We start from the raw sequence: 17,557 nt of genomic DNA, 5'->3' as shown, positions 1-17,557 counted from the left end.
ACGAGCTACGAGCTACCAAACCTAGAGTGATTTAGCGCCGGCCGCGTCAATGCCTCGCTCAAGAAGAGCTTCGGTAATTCGCGACGTAACGGCATCGATCTCACCGAGCGCATCTATCGTGACAAGCACCTCACGAGTCGCATACACGTTGATCAGCGGAGCCGTCTGTTCGCTGTAGACCTCAAGGCGGTGACGAACTACATCCTCAGTGTCGTCACTGCGCCCCTGCTCGAGAGCACGCTTACGTAGGCGACCAATAACGATCTCCGGGTCTGCCTCGAGCTCAACGACTACGTCGAGAGCCGCGCCGTGGCTGGCAAGAAAGGAGTCGAGTTCGCGAACCTGATCGGTTGTACGCGGGTAACCGTCGAGCAGGAACCCCGCTTGGGCGTCAGCATCCTCTAGTCGATCGCGGATGAGCGCATTCGTTAACGAGTCGGGAACGTTGTCTCCAGCGTCCATGAACGCCTTCGCCTTCGTGCCCAATTCGGTGCCATTTTTTACATTGCTGCGAAAAATGTCGCCAGTCGAGATCGCGGGGATCCCATAAATCTCTGCGAGGCGCGCTGCTTGAGTGCCCTTGCCTGCGCCAGGTGGGCCAATCAGTAGGAGTCGAGTCAACGCAACAAACCTTCGTAATGGCGCTGCTGCAGCTGCGAATCGATCTGCTTGACGGTCTCAAGACCGACACCAACGATAATCAGGATGCTAGCTCCGCCGAATGGGAAATTCTGGTTCGCATCGATCGCTACGAATGCAATCAACGGAATCATCGCCACGAGGCCAAGATACAAAGATCCAGGCAGGGTGACACGTGTGAGGACGTAGTCGAGATACTCAGCGGTCGGACGACCCGCACGAATACCGGGAACGAACCCGCCGTACTTCTTCATGTTGTCGGCAACTTCTTCTGGGTTGAAGGTAATTGCGACGTAGAAGTAGGTAAAGCCGACGATCAGCAGGAAGTAACCGATCATATAGATCGGGCTCTGGCCGGATACGAGGTTGTTCTGAATCCAGACCACCCAAGCCGAGGACTCTTCGCCCTGTGCTGGCTGGTTGAAGTTCGCGATCAACGCGGGGAGGTACAACAACGACGACGCAAAGATTACGGGGATCACGCCGGCCATGTTGACCTTGATCGGGATGTAGGTGTTATTGCCACCGTACGTACGACGGCCAACCATCCGCTTGGCGTACTGAACAGGGATGCGTCTTTGCGACTGCTCGACGAACACGACAGCGCCCATGATGAGCACACCCATGATCAAGACCAGCACGAAGATCTCAATGCCCTTGCTGACGTAAATGCCCCACAGCGCGCTGGGGAACGTTGCCGCGATCGACGTGAAGATCAGAATCGACATTCCGTTGCCGATTCCACGTTCTGTGACCAATTCACCCATCCACATGATGAGACCGGTGCCGGCCGTCATTGTGATGACCATGAGCAAAATCGCGTACCAAGCGGTGTCGGTGAGCAGCTGGTCACAGCCGACTCCGTTCGACTGGAATAGCGCGCCGCTGCGGGCCACGGTGATCAGCGTCGTGGACTGGAGAATTGCCAAAGCAATCGTGAGGTAACGCGTGTACTGCGTCAGCGTCGACTGGCCAGACTGGCCCTCTTTGTGAAGAGTCTCGAAGTGCGGGATGACCACGCGAAGTAGTTGCACGATGATCGATGCGGTGATGTACGGCATGATCCCGAGGGCAAATACGGAAAGTTGAAGGAGCGCCCCACCACTAAAAAGGTTGATGAGGTCATACAGCCCGCCGCTGGAAGCGTTGGATGCGAGACACATCTGAACGTTGCCAAAGTCGACGAACGGCGCCGGTATGAAGGAGCCAAGCCTAAACAGCGCGATGATGCCTAGTGTGAACCCGATCTTCCGGCGAAGATCAGGCGTGCGGATTATCCGCGCGACAGCTTTGAACACAAGGCCTCCGATTTATCTATGTACAGCGGGCGAATGGGGAACCCCTTTACGGGATTCCCCACCCATCCTGTCTGCTTTGGTCACTTGTGTGACCAGCGCGACACTAACGTTTCACGCAGTGACAGTTACTGAACCGATCCGCCGGCCGCAACGATCTTCTGCTCAGCAGAGCCGGAGACCTTGTCAACTACAACGTTCAGCTTAACCGCAATATCACCCTGACCAAGAACCTTGACCTTTTCGTTCTTGCGAACGGCGCCCTTTGAGACGAGGTCGGCGATGGTTACATCGCCACCCTTGGGGTACAGTTCCGCGAGTTTTTCCAGGTTTACAACCTGGTACTCGACGCGGAACGGGTTCTTGAATCCGCGCAACTTAGGTGCACGCATAACGAAGTTGATGTTTCCACCTTCGAAGCCAATGCGCATGTTGTAACGCGCCTTGGTTCCCTTGGTTCCACGACCCGCGGTCTTACCCTTGGATCCTTCACCACGGCCGACGCGCATACGGCTCTTCTTAGCGCCTGCTGCGGGACGGAGGTGGTGCATCTTCAGAACCTGCGGGCGGCTTTCGACAGCGTCGCTCGAGGACTTCTTCGCGGTCGATGCCTTTGCGGCGGTCGACTTAGCAGGAGCCTTCGTGGTGGACGCCTTCGCAGCAGGAGCCTTGGCGGCTGCAGCCTTTGCAGGAGCAGCCTTCTTGGCAGCAGGTGCCTTCGTTGTTGTTTCTTTCTCGTCAGCCATTAGTCAATCTCCTCGACCTTGACAAGGTGAGCAACCGTGTTGACGTAACCACGGTTCTGCGAGTTGTCCTCGCGAATAACAACAGCACCGATGCGCTTCAGCCCAAGGCTGCGCAACGTGTCGCGTTGATTCTGCTTCTCACTAATTTTGGACTTAATCTGGGTTACCTTCAGGCGACCAGCCATCAGACACCTGCCTTAGCTTCAACCTCGGCACGCAGCAAGCGGGCCGGGATAACGTGTTCTGCATCGAGACCACGACGAGCAGCAACTGCACGCGGCTCTTCGAGCTGCTTGAGTGCTGCAACCGTTGCGTGAACGATGTTGATCGTGTTCGAGGAACCGAGTGACTTGCTCAGCACGTCGTGGATTCCTGCGCACTCGAGTACGGCGCGAACCGGTCCACCGGCGATAACACCGGTACCAGCGGATGCGGGACGCAGCAGAACTACGCCTGCAGCAGCCTCGCCCTGAACGGAGTGAGGAATCGATGCGGCGACGCGAGGAACGCGGAAGAAGTTCTTCTTCGCTTCTTCAACGCCCTTCGAGATCGCGAGAGGAACCTCACGAGCCTTGCCGTAGCCGACACCAACCATGCCATTACCGTCTCCGACGACGACGAGAGCGGTGAAGCTAAAGCGACGACCACCCTTGACGACCTTCGATACACGGTTGATGGTGACGACGCGCTCCAGGAACTGGTTCTTGTCGTTGTCGCGGCTGTTGTTTCCGCCACGGCCACCACGGTCGGGGCCACGCTCACGGCCGCCACGACGAGCCTCGCGAGGCTCGCTGGTGACGTCAGTCGCTGGGGCGTCTACGACGACCTCAGGTACGGAGATGGCGCTAGTCGCCTCAGCGGCCACGGCCTGCTCCTTGTTAGTTGTCTTGTTGTCCACGTTGTCGCTCACAGGTTCAATCCACCCTCTCGCGCTCCGTCGGCGATAGCTGCAACGCGACCTGCGTAACGGCTTCCACCACGATCAAATACGACGGCTTCAACACCGGCCTGCTTGGCGCGCTCCGCGACCATTTCGCCGATCTTGCGTGCCTTGGCGGTCTTGTCGCCATCAAACGTTCGCATGTCCGACTCCATGGTCGAAGCCGAAGCGACAGTGATGCCCTTGGAGTCATCGACAACCTGGACGAATACGTGACGCGCTGAACGCGTGACCACGAGACGGGGGCGCACCTCGGTGCCCACAACCTTCTTGCGGAGACGTGCGTGCCGGCGGCCCTTGGCGGCCGACTTGCTCTTACCTCTGGTTCCGAGAGCCATGTCTACTTACCACTCTTTCCGGCCTTGCGACGAACAACTTCGCCGGCGTAGCGCACACCCTTGCCCTTGTAGGGCTCTGGCTTGCGCAATTTACGAATGTTGGCTGCTACTTCGCCAACCGCCTGCTTGTCGATGCCGCTGACAACTAGTTTGTTATTTCCCTCGACCGCGAAGCTGATGCCTGCGGGCGGGTCAACAGTGATCGAGTGTGAGTACCCGAGAGCAAACTCAACCGAGTTGCCCTTTGCCGTAACGCGGTAACCGGTACCAACGACCTCAAGGCCCTTGGTGTAACCGTCAGTAACACCGACGATCTGGTTAGCGATGAGCGTACGGGTGAGGCCGTGAAGCGAACGCGATTCGCGCTCGTCGTTGGGACGAGTTACGAGAACCTGACCCTCTTCGAGAGCTACAGCGATAGGAGCCTTGACGGTAAGCGCGAGCTCACCCTTGGGACCCTTTACCGCGACGTTTTGTCCTGCGATGGTGATTGTGACACCAGCGGGGACATCAATAGGAAGTCTTCCGATTCGTGACATCTTGAGTTACCACACGTAAGCGAGGACTTCCCCACCTACGCCCTTCGTAGTCGCCTCTTTGTCGGTCAGCAGACCGGAGGAGGTGGACAAAATAGCCACACCGAGTCCGCCAAGAACCTTGGGGATTTCGGTTGAGCGAGCGTATACACGAAGGCCAGGCTTCGAAACGCGCTTGATTCCCTTGATGGAACGCTCGCGAGTGGGGCCGTACTTGAGTTCGATCGTGAGGGTCTGACCCACACGTGCGTCCTCGTTGCTCCAGCTGAGGATGTATCCCTCGGCCTTGAGCATCTCGGCCAGGCGCGACTTCAGCTTGCTGCTAGGCATTGAAACGCTGTCGTGATGCGCCGAATTGGCGTTGCGCAGTCTGGTCAGCATGTCAGCGACCGGATCTGTCATTGTCATTATGTGTTTCCTGTCTCAACTGGTTTCGGCATCCGTTACACGAATGCCGACCTGGTCGATTGGTGTTACTTGATTAGTTAGTTGCGTTCTCTGCTGAACGGAACGGGAAGCCCAGTGCCTTCAAAAGCGCACGGCCCTCTTCGTTGTTCTTTGCAGTGGTCACGATTGTGATGTCGAAACCACGAACGCGGTCAATCTTGTCCTGATCGATCTCGTGGAACATTGACTGTTCCGTGAGGCCGAAGGTGTAGTTACCGTTGCCATCGAACTGCTTGTCCGAAAGGCCGCGGAAGTCACGGATACGCGGAAGAGCCAACGAGATCAGGCGGTCGAGGAACTCCCAGGCGCGGTCACCACGGAGGGTGACGTGTGCGCCAATGGGCTGTCCTTCACGAAGCTTGAACTGAGCGATCGACTTGCGAGCGCTCGTAACGTATGGCTTCTGTCCGGTGATCGCGGTGAGGTCCTTGACGGCCCCATCGATGATCTTTCCGTCGCGAGCAGCTTCACCGACACCAGTGTTTACGACGACCTTGACGATCCCCGGAACCTGGTGAACATTGGTGAGCCCAAGATCCTTCTTGAGCTGAGCCGCAAGTTCATCGCGGTACTTCTGCTTAAGGCGCGGCTGGATTTTGCCAGCAGCAGGTGCAGTCGTCGTCATTAGTCTGCGTCCTTCTCGGTTGCCTTCTCGGCATCCTTAGTGGAAGCCTTGGGCTCAGCCTTAGCTGCCTTCGACTTCTTGGTCTCTACGCGACGCGACTTCTTGAAGAAGCGCTCACGCGTGGTCTTTCCACGGTCGTCAGTGCCGACGGTGAAGCCAACACGTGCCGGGAGCTTGGTCTCGGGGTCAACGAGGGCGATGTTGGACACGTGAATCGGTGCCTCCATCGTCTCGATGCCACCGGTCTTGGTGCCACGCTGAGTTTGGCCAACCTTGACGTGCTTGGTGACAAAGTTGACACCCTCCACGACAACGCGGTCTTTCCCAGCGATAACACTGATGACGCGACCCTGCTTGCCGCGGCTTCCGCCACGTTCTTCTGTCGGGCCGCTAATGACCTGTACGAGGTCACCCTTGCGAATCTTTGCCATAACTACAGCACCTCCGGTGCGAGCGAGATGATCTTCATGAACTTCTTGTCGCGAAGTTCACGGCCGACCGGCCCAAAGATACGAGTACCGCGGGGGTCTCCACCTTCGGACTTAAGGATTACGGCTGCGTTCTCATCAAACTTAATGTATGAACCGTCTGGACGACGAGTCTGCTTGATGACGCGAACGATGACGGCCTTGACGACCTCACCCTTCTTGACGTTTCCGCCAGGAATCGCGTCTTTGACGGTTGCCACGATGACATCGCCGAGACCTGCGTAACGACGGCCTGAGCCACCGAGAACGCGAATCGTGAGGAGCTCCTTGGCGCCGGTGTTATCGGCAACCTTTACTCGGGATTCCTGCTGAAGCATTACTTAGCCTTTTCGAGGATCTCGACCAGACGCCAGCGCTTCGTAGCACTAAGCGGACGGGTCTCGCTGATAAGTACGGAGTCACCGACGCCGGCCACGTTGGCCTCGTCGTGAACCTTCACCTTGGAGTTACGGCGAATAACCTTGCCGTACAACGGGTGCTTCACGCGGTCTTCGACGATAACGACGATGGTCTTATCCATCTTGTCGCTAGTCACCAACCCGCGACGGGTCTTGCGGTACCCACGAGCGACCTCGGCGGTCTCCGCGGTCTTCTTGTCTTCAACCTTGGCCATGACTACGCCTCCTTCGTCTCGTCAGTGGCGTCTGCTGCGGTTTCAGTCGCGGCGTCTGCCTTTTTGGTGCTGCGCTTCTTGGTCTCTTTTACCGGAGCCTCGATTACAGCAGGAGTTGCACGGATGCCCAGCTCGCGCTCACGGATAACCGTGTAGATGCGAGCGATGTCGCGCTTGACAGCGCGGATACGTCCGTGGCTTTCCAGTTGACCCGTTGCGGCCTGGAAACGAAGGTTGAAAAGCTCTTCCTTCGCCTTCTTCAGCTCGTCCATGAGTCGTTCGTCTTCAAAAGTGTCTAGCTCGACTGGGGCTAGCTCCTTGGATCCGATCGCCATTATGCGTCGCCCTCCTCGCGCTTGATGATGCGTGCCTTGAGGGGCAGCTTGTGAATTGCACGAGTGAGTGCTTCGCGCGCAGTTGTCTCGTCCACTCCGCTGAGCTCAAAGAGCACGCGACCTGGCTTGACGTTGGCGACCCACCACTCGGGCGAACCCTTACCGGAACCCATGCGGGTTTCAGCAGGCTTCTTGGTGAGCGGGCGGTCGGGGTAGATGTTGATCCACACCTTTCCACCACGCTTGATGTGACGCGTCATAGCGATACGAGCTGCCTCAATCTGGCGGTTCGTGACGTATGCCGGCGTCAAAGCTTGAATTCCATACTCGCCGAACGACACCGTTGTTCCACCGGTAGCGTGGCCGCTACGGGAGGGGTGGTGCTGCTTGCGGTATCTGACCTTACGCGGAATCAACATTGTTATGCCTCAACTCCTGCTGCAACCGTTGCATCTGCCTTAGGGGCTTCTGCTTTGGGTGCCTCTGCCTTGGGGGCTTCGGCCTTCGGTGCGGACGAAGGGCCACCGGTGCGACGACCACCACGGTCGCCACCATCGCGACGCTCTGGGCGTGACGACTTCTGGTTAGCCTGCTCGCGAGCGAGCTCCTTGTTGGTGATATCGCCCTTGTAGACCCATACCTTGACACCGATGCGACCGAAAGTGGTCTTGGCCTCGTAGAAGCCGTAGTCGATGTTTGCACGAAGCGTGTGCAGCGGTACGCGACCTTCACGGTAGTACTCTGAACGGCTCATTTCTGCGCCACCCAAACGACCCGATACCTGGATGCGAACACCCTTGACGGAACCTACGCGCTGAGCGCCCTGAAGACCCTTACGCATCGCACGACGGAAAGCCACACGAGCAGCAAGCTGCTCGGCGATTCCCTGTGCAACGAGCTGAGCTTCAGCCTCGGGGTTCTTGACCTCGAGGATGTTGAGCTGAATCTGCTTACCGGAGAGCTTTTCGAGCTCTCCACGAATACGCTCTGCTTCGGCGCCGCGGCGACCGATCACGATGCCCGGACGGGCGGTGTGAATGTCTACGCGAACACGGTCACGGGTGCGCTCGATTTCAATGCGAGCAACACCTGCGCGGTCGAGGTTCGACTTGAGCAGGTTACGGATCTTTACATCTTCCGCAACATAATCGCTGTAACGCTGACCCGGCTTGGTGCTGTCAGAGAACCAACGCGACACGTGGTCGGTGGTGATTCCCAGACGGAAACCGTAGGGGTTTACCTTCTGTCCCATTACTTCTTCCCTGCCTTGTCGGCCTTGGCTTCAACGACGTGGTCTGGCGTGGCCAGAACAATCGTGATGTGGCTAGTGCGCTTCAAAATCTGGAACGCACGGCCCTGGGCACGCGGCTGGAAACGCTTCAACGTGGCACCATCATCGACAAACGCCTTCGAGATGATCAGATCTTGTTCGTCCAAGAAGCTGTTCGACGCATCTGCCTTGACTCGCGCGTTAGCGATTGCAGATGCAACCAGCTTGTACACGGGCTCGCTCGCACCCTGAGGTGCGAACTTCAAAATTGCCAATGCTTCTTGTGCTTGCTTGCCGCGGATCATGTTGACAACGCGACGAGCCTTCATGGGGGTCACGCGGATGTGACGCACGCGTGCGATCGACTCCACCATTTCTCTACCTCCTACGCCACCGCGTTAGCGGCGACGACCCTTCTTGTCGTCCTTCACGTGTCCGCGGAAGGTACGTGTCGGCGAGAACTCGCCGAGCTTGTGTCCAACCATGGTTTCCGTGATGAATACCGGAATGTGCTTGCGACCATCGTGCACCGCGATCGTGTGACCCAGCATTGCTGGAACGATCATCGAGCGGCGCGACCAGGTCTTGATTACGTTCTTGCTCTTGGCTTCGTTCGCCTTGACAACCTTTTGTAGGAGGTGGTCGTCGACGAAGGGGCCCTTCTTCAGACTGCGTGGCATCTTCTGACTCTCCTACTACTTGCGCTTCTTGCCGACATTGCGGCGGCGAACGATGAGCTTGTCGCTGGGCAGTTTGCGCTTACGAGTGCGCCCTTCTGCCTGGCCCCAAGGGGAAACGGGGTGACGTCCACCGGACGTCTTACCCTCACCACCACCGTGGGGGTGGTCGACGGGGTTCATGGCAACACCACGGACGGTTGGGCGAACGCCCTTCCAGCGCATGCGGCCGGCCTTTCCCCAGTTGATGTTCGACTGCTCGGCGTTGCCGACCTCGCCGATCGTTGCACGGCAACGAACGTCAACGTTGCGGATTTCACCGGAAGGCAAACGCAGCTGCGCGTAAGGGCCCTCTTTTGCAACGAGTCGAACAGATGCGCCAGCGGAGCGGGCCATCTTGGCGCCACCACCCGGGCGGAGCTCGATCATGTGAATGACCGTACCCACGGGGATGTTCTTCATCGGCAGGTTGTTGCCTGGCTTGATATCAGCACCAGCACCCGACTCGATGATGTCGCCTTGGTTGAGCTTGTTCGGCGCAATGATGTAACGCTTGCTGCCGTCAACGAAGTGAAGCAGAGCGATACGAGCGGTGCGGTTGGGGTCGTACTCGATTTCGGCAACGCGGGCGTTTACGCCGTCCTTGTCGTTGCGCTTGAAGTCGATGACGCGGTACTGGCGCTTGTGGCCACCACCAACGTGACGGCTCGTGATGCGACCTGCGTTGTTACGGCCACCAGTCTTCGGCAGAGGGCGCAGAAGCGACTTCTCTGGAGTCGAACGGGTGATCTCAGCAAAGTCTGCAACCGAGGAGCCACGACGACCAGGCGTCGTGGGCTTGTACTTGCGAATAGCCATTAGTTTCTCCTTGGTCCCTAGCCGACAGCTGTGAAGATGTCGATGGAACCGGACTTGAGCGTGACGATGGCGCGCTTGGTGTCCTTGCGCTTGCCCATACCGAACCGGGTGCGACGGGTCTTGCCCGTGCGGTTCAACGTGTTAACCGAATCAACCTTGACGTTGAAGATCTTCTCGATAGCGAGCTTGATCTCAGTCTTGTTCGCACGGGGGTCTACCTCGAAGGTGTACTTGCCCATATCGATCAGGTTGTAGCTCTTCTCGGAAACCACGGGAGCGATGATGATGTCGCGTGGGTCCTTGTACGTGACGGTCATGCGCTGACCTCTTCCTTGTTCGAAGACTTGGTGTTGAAAGCAACGAACGCGTCGAAGGCGCCCTTGCTGAACACAATGTCGTCGCTGACGACAACGTCGTAAGCGTTGAGCTGGTCGTAAGCCAATACGTGAACGGTATCGAGGTTACGAATGCTCTTGAGGCTGTTCGCATCTTCGCGCTCAAGCACAACGAGTACGTTCTTGCTTGATGCGATGCTCGTGAGCAACGCAGAAACAGTCTTCGTCGAAGGCTTGCTGTCTACAGACAGCGCGTCGATGACGTGAATGCGCTCACCGCGAGCCCGGTCAGACAGCATGCCGCGAAGTGCTGCAGCAATCATCTTCTTGGGGGTGCGCTGTGAGTAGTCACGCGGGTGTGGACCGTGAACGATTCCACCACCCTTCATCTGAGGAGCACGGATCGAGCCCTGACGAGCGCGACCGGTTCCCTTCTGCTTGAACGGCTTGCGACCTGAACCGGAAACTTCACCACGACGCAGGGTGTTGTGCGTGCCCTGACGTGCTGCTGCACGCTGAGCGACAACAACCTGGTGGATGAGCGGAACGTTGGTCTGCACGTCGAAGATCTCGGCGGGAAGTTCAACAGAGTCGACCTTCTTGCCCTTGGCGTCGATGACGTCGATTGAGGTAGCCATGTGTACTACGCCCCCTTGACTGCGTTGCGGACGAAGACGATACGGCCACGAGCTCCGGGAACGGCGCCCTTGATGAGCACGAGTCCCTTCTCGAGGTCGATCGCGTGGACGGCGAGGTTCATGACCGTTACACGGTCACCACCCATACGACCGGCCATGCGCATGCCCTTGAAGACACGGCTGGGGGTCGACGAGGCACCAATGGAACCAGGCTTACGGTGGTTTCGGTGCGAACCGTGGCTCGCCGAAACACCCTTGAAGTTGTGTCGCTTCATAACACCAGCGAAACCTTTACCCTTGCTCGTGCCGACAACGTCGACCTTCGAGCCTGGGGTGAAGATGTCGACCGCGAGCTCCTGGCCAACGGTGTACTCCGCGGCGTCAGGGGTGCGAATCTCGGTGATGTGACGGCGAGGCGTAACGCCAGCCTTGTCGAAGTGACCTGTGAGCGGCTTGTTGACCTTACGAGGGTCAATCTGGCCGTACGCGATCTGGACTGCGCTGTATCCATCAACCTCGGGGCTACGCAATTGCGTAACAACGTTCGGGGTGATTTCGACAACGGTCACGGGAACGAGCTTGTTGTTCTCGTCCCATACCTGAGTCATGCCGAGCTTTTTGCCCAGCAGACCCTTAGTCGTCTTAGTTGTAGACATTATTTTCCTTATCGGCTCTGTCGCTCAATAACTGCGCGAGCTAAAGCTTGATCTCGATGTTGACGTCGGCCGGCAGATCGAGACGCATGAGCGAATCCACAGCCTTGGGCGTCGGGTCGATGATGTCGATGAGCCGCTTGTGGGTGCGCTTCTCGAAGTGCTCGCGGCTGTCCTTGTACTTGTGGGGAGAGCGGATAACCGCAATCACGTTCTTCTCGGTGGGCAGCGGCACTGGGCCTACTACCGTGGCACCCGCGCGGGTAACCGTGTCAACAATTTTGCGTGCCGACGAGTCGATGACCTCGTGGTCGTACGACTTAAGTCGAATGCGGATTTTTTGTCCCGCCATGACTGGCTCTCTTCCCTTAGTACTTTGGCTGCACTGCGTGCACCTGGGCTGTTCGACGCCGAATGTTGCCACCCGGAGACGCTCAGCACTTCTGCTTTCGCACCACTATTTATCTGTCAAGTTCTTGCTGTCACTGCTTGTGATACCAACTCGCTGAAACGCGAGGAGCTTATGCGAGCGAGCCCGCACAAACCTTCCCCGCATGACCACCTCAGCTGAGGCGCTCTTCTTTTTCAAGAAGCTGTGGGGAGTTGGTTAAGCTTGGTTCTACTCCCCGCGGCCTAGCTACTACACGCTGTGTGAGACACACGTTGTGGAACTATGCACTGCCTGGGAGTGATCCGCACGCACGAGGCGGCGAAGTGTTGAACTAGAAGAGTCTGTCACATCTGGGCAATTGCTGCAACCCGGGCGTGTCGAAATTCGAACCCTCGTTAGCGAGGGTGCTTCACGACATCGAGAGCGCCATCCACAAAGACGCTTTCGGCCAAGGGAACCCCGGGCCGGTACGCCAAATGGCGGTAGTGGGGAGCATCCAGAATCTGAGCGTTTGCGCGGGCGCCAACCCGCAAATGGCCCACGTCATCGAGACGCAAAGATCGGGCTCCGCCCAGCGTTGCCGCCGTCACTGCCTCGAGCGAAGTCATGCCCATCTCTCGCACCGCAAGAGCGATGCAGAACGGAATGGATGACGTGAAACTTGAGCCCGGATTGCAATCGCTAGCGAGCGCAACTGCGACACCGGCATCGAGCAAGCGCCGCGCATCCACGAACGGATGTTTCGTCGAAAACTCGACCCCGGGGAGCAGACCGGCCACAGTGTCGCTGCCCGCAAGCGCCTCGACATCGGCAGCGGTGAGATACGTGCAGTGATCGACACTGGCAGCGCCAAGTTCGACAGCGAGTTGCACGGCCCCAGACTCCCCCAGCTGTGCACCATGAATGCGCGCCCCGAGCCCCCGAGCAACACCTGCGGCAATGATCGCGCGCGTCTCGTCTTCGGTGAAGGCCCCGCTGTCGCAGAAGACATCGATCCACCGCGAGTACGGGGCACAGGCCTCAAGCATCTCCCCCACAACAAGACGCAGATAAGCGTCCCGGTCATCAGCGAACTCGGTAGGCACTACGTGCGCACCCAAGAAAGTAGTTTCGGTGGTGAGAGTCGATGCAAGGCGCAACATCCGGGCCTCATCGTGCACGCTCAGCCCATACCCACTCTTGATCTCCACCGTGGTCGTGCCCTGCCGACGCATCTCACCGACCAAAGCAGCCGCATTCGCGAGAAGCTCCTCATCGCTAGCCTCGCGTGACAACGCCACAGTGCGGCGGATACCCCCAGCCGCATAGCGCTGCCCCACCATGCGGGCTTCAAACTCTTCAGAACGATCGCCAGCAAACAAAAGATGACTGTGACTGTCAACGAAGCCAGGGAGGACGCAACGGCCAGCCGCATCAACGCGGATGTCGGCATTTGGTGCATCCGCTGACTCGCCCCACCACACGACCCGACCACCATCAAAGACAATCGCGGCGTCGACCAACTCCGGACGCTCGCCGTCGTGAGTCAACAAGAGACCAATATTGTCAATCACTGTGCTCGCGGCCGGAATACCCGCCGCCGCCGCGCTCGCTATCGCAGTCATCGCAGCGCGACCCCCGAGATCGCCTCGAGAACACAGAGCGCAACCAGACGGACCGTTCGATCGTCTGCGGAATCCGCGGCGGCATCCACCTCGACCAAGTCGATCGAGGTCACAGCAGGATGCGATGCAGCGACTCGTGCCGCAGTGCGAAGTTCAATCGCGGAGATTCCCCCCGGCACCGACGCTGGGCACGCGGGGGTAACTGAGCGGTCGCAGACATCCACATCGAGATCGACGTGGATAGGGCCACCTCCCGCTCCGGCAATCTCCAGCGCTTGCGACATCACGTCCTCCATTGAACGCGAACGCAGCTCATCGCGCGTGATTACCGTAATGCCGGCGTCTCGAGCTCGCTCAGCGTAGGCCAGGGAGTTCGCAAACGGTTCAATACCAATCTGCACCACGCGACACCCCTCAAGCCCAGCTTCGAGAAGGCGGCGCACGGGGGAACCATTCGTGATCCCGTCCCGCAAATCATAGTGAGCATCGAGCGTGATTAGTCCGGCCGTTTCCACCGCGCCACCCCAGCGACCAAGAGCCGTCGGTACAGTCGCCGCGTTATCGCCACCCAATGCCACAACGAGTTCGGCCCGCAACGCTGCAACGGCGTCGATCGCGGCCGGCTCATGCAGATCGGGCTCACGCACGTCACCAGCATCCACAATGCGCAGCTCACTGACCCGGGCATATCGCCGGAGCGCCGCACGAACCGCATTCGGCGTCGTGTGTGCCTGTGTTGGAGAAAGCGAGGTGCGCGATGTCGGCATGCCGATGAGCGCGACATCCGCCCACTCCTCACCAGTCGGCGCTGGCCAGTCTCCGGCACGAGGCCACAGCGGGTCAGAGTTCAGCATTGTCACCTTCCGTCATCGGAATGCGCACGCCCAAGTTGTCGGCGACCGCGATGGCCTCATCGTAGCCAGCATCGACATGACGGATCACTCCCATGCCCGGATCGTTAGTGAGAACCCGTTCAAGTTTCTGCGCCGCGAGGTCAGTTCCATCGGCAACAGTGACCTGTCCGGCGTGAATCGAACGCCCAATACCCACTCCCCCACCGTGATGGATCGACACCCAGGTCGCCCCAGAGGACGTGTTGACCAGAGCATTCAGCAGTGGCCAGTCGGCGATAGCATCCGAGCCATCTTTCATCGCCTCAGTCTCACGGTATGGCGACGCCACCGAACCACTGTCGAGGTGATCGCGGCCGATCGCCAACGGCGCAGCCAGCTCCCCCGAGGCAACCATTTCATTGAAGAGCAAGCCAGCCTTGTCGCGCTCGCCGTAGCCAAGCCAGCAGATGCGTGCCGGAAGGCCCTGAAAGTGCACTCGTTCGCCAGCGAGTTTGATCCACCGGGCGAGCGACTCATTCTCGGGAAAGAGCTTCAGAATTGCAGCGTCAGTCTTATGGATGTCGCTCGCCTCGCCGCTGAGAGCAGCCCACCGGAATGGCCCTTTGCCCTCGGCAAACAGGGGGCGGATGTACGCGGGCACGAACCCCGGAAATGAAAACGCGTCCGCGTAACCTGCCGCGAGCGCCTCGGTGCGCAAGTTGTTGCCGTAATCAAAAACTTCAGCACCCTGCCGTTGGAAACCCACCATGCCCTCAACGTGGATGGCCATCGACTCTCGTGAGCGCTGAGCGAAACCTGGATCGCGGCGAGCACTCTCCCACTCGTCAAATGCAACGCCAAGAGGAAGGTAGGCAAGCGGGTCATGGGCACTCGTCTGGTCGGTAACGATATCGATGGGCGCCCCCATCGCCAGCAGCTCGGGGATCGCCGCGGCAGCATTAGCCAGCACGCCGATCGACAGTGGCTTCTTCGCGTCACGGGCAGCCACGGCGAGTTCAACAGCGTGCCCAAGATTCTTCGCCTCGACATCCAAGTAGCCGTGGTCGATGCGGCGCGTGATGCGTGACTGATCAACATCAATGCAGATCGCAACACCGTCGTTCATGGTTACCGCGAGCGGCTGTGCGCCACCCATGCCTCCGAGGCCGGCCGTGAGCGTTATCGTGCCGGCTAAGGTTCCGCCAAAGCGCTTTGCCGCGACGGCAGCAAAAGTTTCATAGGTGCCCTGCAGAATGCCTTGGGTTCCAATGTAGATCCATGATCCGGCCGTCATTTGGCCGTACATAGTGAGGCCGAGCTGCTCCAGGCGACGGAACTCATCCCAGTTCGCCCAATCGCCAACCAGGTTCGAGTTAGCGAGCAACACGCGAGGCGCCCACTCGTGGGTCTGCATGACACCGACCGGCTTGCCCGACTGAACAAGCAGGGTCTCATCGCCCTTGAGCGTTGTCAGCGAGCGCACGATCGCGTGATAGCTCGGCCAGTCGCGGGCGGCTTTGCCCGTGCCACCATAAACAACGAGATCTTCTGGGTGCTCCGCAACCTCAGGGTCAAGGTTGTTTTGCAGCATGCGCAATGCGCCCTCTTGCTGCCAGCCCAGAGTGTTGAGAGTGCTTCCCCGGTGTGCGGTAATCATTCGTTCTCCTCGTACAGTTCGATGGCTAAAAGAGTGTGGCAACGGTTCGCGCAGCCGCTAATAGCGCGCCCGTCTGCACAAGTTCGACGCTTGCGGCGATGTCTGGGGCTAGATAGCGGTCAGGGCCCGCACCCGGTACTCGAACGCGGATGACGTCGATGACGGCGGCGGAGACTGGTGACGGTGACTCTCCCCGCATTTCGATACCTCGAGCCGCGGTCAACAGTTCAATCGCCAACACCCGTGAGAGCCCGTCGATGCTGCGACGCAGCTTGAGGCCGGCACTCCACCCCATCGATACGTGATCTTCTTGCATGGCGCTGGTCGGAATCGAATCGACGGATGCCGGGGCCGCCAGCCGCTTCAGCTCGCTCACAATTCCTGCTTGCGTGTACTGCGCAATCATGTGGCCGGAGTCCACTCCTGGATCTCCCGCAAGGAACGCATTGAGCCCACCGTTTCGGTTGCTGTCAAGAAAACGGTCGGTGCGACGTTCACTCATGCTGGCAACATCGGCGCTCACAATGGCAAGAAAGTCGAGCGCGTAGCCGACGGGGGCACCGTGAAAATTGCCGTTCGATTCGAGCCGGCCATCGAGCGTGACGACAGGATTGTCGATAGCGCTCGCGAGCTCTCGGTTAGCGACGATGGTCGTGTGCTCGACAGTGTCTCGGGCAGCTCCGTGCACTTGCGGCGCACAACGCAGCGAGTACGCGTCTTGCACCCGGGTAAAGCCGTTGCTGGCGTGCGCCGCGATGGCGCCAGAACCTGCCAGGACGGCGCGCATGTTTGCGGCGGAGTGGGCTTGTCCAGGGTGCGGCCGAAGTTGCTGCAGGTCTTCGGCGAAGACTCGGTCAGTGCCGGCAAGGCCTTCTACGCTGAGTGCTGCCGCGATGTCTGCTGTCGTGAGCAGCGCCTGAAGATCAGTGATCGCAAGCGAAAGCATCCCCAGCATCCCATCGGTACCGTTGATGAGCGCCAGCCCTTCTTTCTCATGCAAGACGAGCGGTTCAATTCCGGCCGCGCGGAGCGCTGCGGATGCCGGAAGCAGTTCCCCTGCAACGCGCACGTCGCCTTCCCCCATGGTCGCTAACGCGCAATGGGCGAGCGGTGCGAGATCGCCTGAACAACCGAGGCTGCCGTACTCTCCGACGACCGGAGTGATGCCCGCGTTGAGCAGTGCGGCGTACGTTTCAGCAACAATCGGGCGAACTCCGGTGCGGCCAGTCGCCATTGTGGAGAGTCGCAGCAGCATGGTGGCACGAACCACCTCAGCGTCGATTTCGGCGCCCGAGCTTGCGGCATGGCTGCGCACGAGTGAACGCTGAAGTTGCACTCGCTGCTCAGGAGCGATGTGTTTCGTGGCGAGTGCACCGAATCCAGTAGAGACGCCGTAGTGCGGCCGCACATCATCCGCGAGAGCGTCAATAACAGCACGGGATGCCGAGATTGCGGTGTAGGCCGCGGGGTCGAGAGCGACTGACGCGCGATCCCGCGCAACCGCGACGACGTCGGCAATGCTCAAGGGTCCTACGCCAATGGTGACGCTCAGGTCTGGGGCAATATTCATGCTCCTAGTGAACGCTTACGTGGCTTCCATCGCGAGGGGCTTTTGGGATATGGTGTCTGAAATACCAGA

25 protein-coding genes and 1 pseudogene are annotated in these 17,557 nt (G+C 59.1%); all 26 read right to left on the bottom strand.

Annotation, left to right across the window (positions count from 1 at the left end; genetic code table 11):
* Positions 1-21: 21 nt before the first annotated feature.
* The 26 genes and pseudogenes from FFT87_RS05020 to hutH all read right to left on the bottom strand — a co-directional run bounded on the left by FFT87_RS05020 (position 22) and on the right by hutH (position 17,488).
* Positions 22-621 (bottom strand): adenylate kinase, encoded by a 600-nt coding sequence (locus FFT87_RS05020; protein WP_219950244.1) that lies wholly within the window; start codon positions 619-621, stop codon positions 22-24.
* Positions 618-1,937 (bottom strand): preprotein translocase subunit SecY, encoded by a 1,320-nt coding sequence (gene secY / locus FFT87_RS05015; RefSeq protein WP_219950243.1) that lies wholly within the window; start codon positions 1,935-1,937, stop codon positions 618-620. The genes FFT87_RS05020 and secY overlap by 4 nt, the downstream gene beginning before the upstream one ends.
* Before the next feature lie 125 nt (positions 1,938-2,062).
* Positions 2,063-2,680: a 50S ribosomal protein L15 gene (gene rplO, locus FFT87_RS05010; protein WP_219950242.1), complete on the bottom strand. Its 618-nt coding sequence runs from the start codon at positions 2,678-2,680 to the stop codon at positions 2,063-2,065.
* The gene (gene rpmD / locus FFT87_RS05005) at positions 2,680-2,865 is read right to left on the bottom strand and encodes a 50S ribosomal protein L30 (RefSeq protein ID WP_219950241.1); all 186 of its coding nucleotides are present in this window, start codon (positions 2,863-2,865) and stop codon (positions 2,680-2,682) included. Before rpmD ends, rplO begins: the two co-directional genes overlap by 1 nt.
* Complete coding sequence (rpsE, locus tag FFT87_RS05000; protein WP_219950240.1) at positions 2,865-3,590, bottom strand: 30S ribosomal protein S5; 726 nt, start codon at positions 3,588-3,590, stop codon at positions 2,865-2,867. Before rpsE ends, rpmD begins: the two co-directional genes overlap by 1 nt.
* On the bottom strand, positions 3,587-3,958 hold the full coding sequence (rplR, locus tag FFT87_RS04995) for a 50S ribosomal protein L18 (RefSeq protein WP_219950239.1): 372 nt from the start codon (positions 3,956-3,958) through the stop codon (positions 3,587-3,589). Before rplR ends, rpsE begins: the two co-directional genes overlap by 4 nt.
* Positions 3,959-3,960: 2 nt before the next feature.
* Positions 3,961-4,497, bottom strand: a complete 537-nt coding sequence (rplF, locus tag FFT87_RS04990; protein ID WP_219950238.1) for a 50S ribosomal protein L6 — start codon at positions 4,495-4,497, stop codon at positions 3,961-3,963.
* Between the two features lie 6 nt (positions 4,498-4,503).
* Positions 4,504-4,902, bottom strand: coding sequence for a 30S ribosomal protein S8 (rpsH, locus tag FFT87_RS04985; RefSeq protein WP_219950237.1), 399 nt, complete (start codon positions 4,900-4,902; stop codon positions 4,504-4,506).
* A 73-nt stretch (positions 4,903-4,975) separates the two neighbouring features.
* On the bottom strand, positions 4,976-5,566 hold the full coding sequence (rplE, locus tag FFT87_RS04980; RefSeq protein WP_219950236.1) for a 50S ribosomal protein L5: 591 nt from the start codon (positions 5,564-5,566) through the stop codon (positions 4,976-4,978).
* A 95-nt stretch (positions 5,567-5,661) separates the two neighbouring features.
* A pseudogene (rplX, locus tag FFT87_RS04975) lies at positions 5,662-5,997 on the bottom strand (50S ribosomal protein L24); the annotation flags it as partial.
* Between the two features lie 2 nt (positions 5,998-5,999).
* Entirely contained in the window at positions 6,000-6,371 is a 372-nt protein-coding gene (rplN, locus tag FFT87_RS04970; RefSeq protein ID WP_219950234.1) for a 50S ribosomal protein L14, read from the bottom strand.
* Complete coding sequence (gene rpsQ / locus FFT87_RS04965) at positions 6,371-6,667, bottom strand: 30S ribosomal protein S17 (protein WP_219950233.1); 297 nt, start codon at positions 6,665-6,667, stop codon at positions 6,371-6,373. Before rpsQ ends, rplN begins: the two co-directional genes overlap by 1 nt.
* Positions 6,668-6,669: 2 nt before the next feature.
* Positions 6,670-7,002 (bottom strand): 50S ribosomal protein L29, encoded by a 333-nt coding sequence (gene rpmC, locus FFT87_RS14690; protein WP_219950232.1) that lies wholly within the window; start codon positions 7,000-7,002, stop codon positions 6,670-6,672.
* On the bottom strand, positions 7,002-7,421 hold the full coding sequence (gene rplP, locus FFT87_RS04955; RefSeq protein ID WP_010203827.1) for a 50S ribosomal protein L16: 420 nt from the start codon (positions 7,419-7,421) through the stop codon (positions 7,002-7,004). The genes rpmC and rplP overlap by 1 nt, the downstream gene beginning before the upstream one ends.
* A gap of 2 nt (positions 7,422-7,423) precedes the next feature.
* Positions 7,424-8,254 carry a 30S ribosomal protein S3 gene (rpsC, locus tag FFT87_RS04950; RefSeq protein ID WP_219950231.1) on the bottom strand — a complete coding sequence of 277 codons (831 nt, stop codon included), beginning with the start codon at positions 8,252-8,254 and terminating at the stop codon, positions 7,424-7,426.
* Positions 8,254-8,646, bottom strand: a complete 393-nt coding sequence (gene rplV, locus FFT87_RS04945; RefSeq protein WP_010203830.1) for a 50S ribosomal protein L22 — start codon at positions 8,644-8,646, stop codon at positions 8,254-8,256. The genes rpsC and rplV overlap by 1 nt, the downstream gene beginning before the upstream one ends.
* 24 nt (positions 8,647-8,670) lie before the next feature.
* Positions 8,671-8,952: a 30S ribosomal protein S19 gene (gene rpsS, locus FFT87_RS04940; RefSeq protein WP_009773127.1), complete on the bottom strand. Its 282-nt coding sequence runs from the start codon at positions 8,950-8,952 to the stop codon at positions 8,671-8,673.
* A gap of 15 nt (positions 8,953-8,967) precedes the next feature.
* A complete protein-coding gene (gene rplB, locus FFT87_RS04935; RefSeq protein WP_219950230.1) occupies positions 8,968-9,807 on the bottom strand; it encodes a 50S ribosomal protein L2 in 840 nt (279 codons plus the stop codon).
* A 17-nt stretch (positions 9,808-9,824) separates the two neighbouring features.
* A complete protein-coding gene (rplW, locus tag FFT87_RS04930; RefSeq protein ID WP_009773129.1) occupies positions 9,825-10,124 on the bottom strand; it encodes a 50S ribosomal protein L23 in 300 nt (99 codons plus the stop codon).
* Positions 10,121-10,780: a 50S ribosomal protein L4 gene (gene rplD, locus FFT87_RS04925; RefSeq protein WP_219950229.1), complete on the bottom strand. Its 660-nt coding sequence runs from the start codon at positions 10,778-10,780 to the stop codon at positions 10,121-10,123. The genes rplW and rplD overlap by 4 nt, the downstream gene beginning before the upstream one ends.
* Positions 10,781-10,785: 5 nt before the next feature.
* On the bottom strand, positions 10,786-11,436 hold the full coding sequence (rplC, locus tag FFT87_RS04920) for a 50S ribosomal protein L3 (protein WP_219950228.1): 651 nt from the start codon (positions 11,434-11,436) through the stop codon (positions 10,786-10,788).
* Positions 11,437-11,476: 40 nt separating this feature from the next.
* Positions 11,477-11,785: a 30S ribosomal protein S10 gene (gene rpsJ / locus FFT87_RS04915; protein ID WP_009773132.1), complete on the bottom strand. Its 309-nt coding sequence runs from the start codon at positions 11,783-11,785 to the stop codon at positions 11,477-11,479.
* Positions 11,786-12,219: 434 nt separating this feature from the next.
* Positions 12,220-13,428: an imidazolonepropionase gene (gene hutI, locus FFT87_RS04910; protein ID WP_219950227.1), complete on the bottom strand. Its 1,209-nt coding sequence runs from the start codon at positions 13,426-13,428 to the stop codon at positions 12,220-12,222.
* A complete protein-coding gene (locus FFT87_RS04905) occupies positions 13,425-14,282 on the bottom strand; it encodes an arginase family protein (protein WP_219950226.1) in 858 nt (285 codons plus the stop codon). The genes hutI and FFT87_RS04905 overlap by 4 nt, the downstream gene beginning before the upstream one ends.
* A complete protein-coding gene (gene hutU / locus FFT87_RS04900) occupies positions 14,269-15,918 on the bottom strand; it encodes a urocanate hydratase (protein ID WP_219950225.1) in 1,650 nt (549 codons plus the stop codon). The genes FFT87_RS04905 and hutU overlap by 14 nt, the downstream gene beginning before the upstream one ends.
* 25 nt (positions 15,919-15,943) lie before the next feature.
* The gene (gene hutH / locus FFT87_RS04895; protein ID WP_219950224.1) at positions 15,944-17,488 is read right to left on the bottom strand and encodes a histidine ammonia-lyase; all 1,545 of its coding nucleotides are present in this window, start codon (positions 17,486-17,488) and stop codon (positions 15,944-15,946) included.
* Between the last annotated feature and the right edge of the window lie 69 nt (positions 17,489-17,557).

Source organism: Salinibacterium sp. M195, from assembly GCF_019443965.1.
Lineage (GTDB): Bacteria > Actinomycetota > Actinomycetes > Actinomycetales > Microbacteriaceae > Rhodoglobus.
The sequence above is the reverse complement of the archived record's forward strand: the minus strand, read 5'-3'. Positions and strand labels throughout refer to the sequence as shown.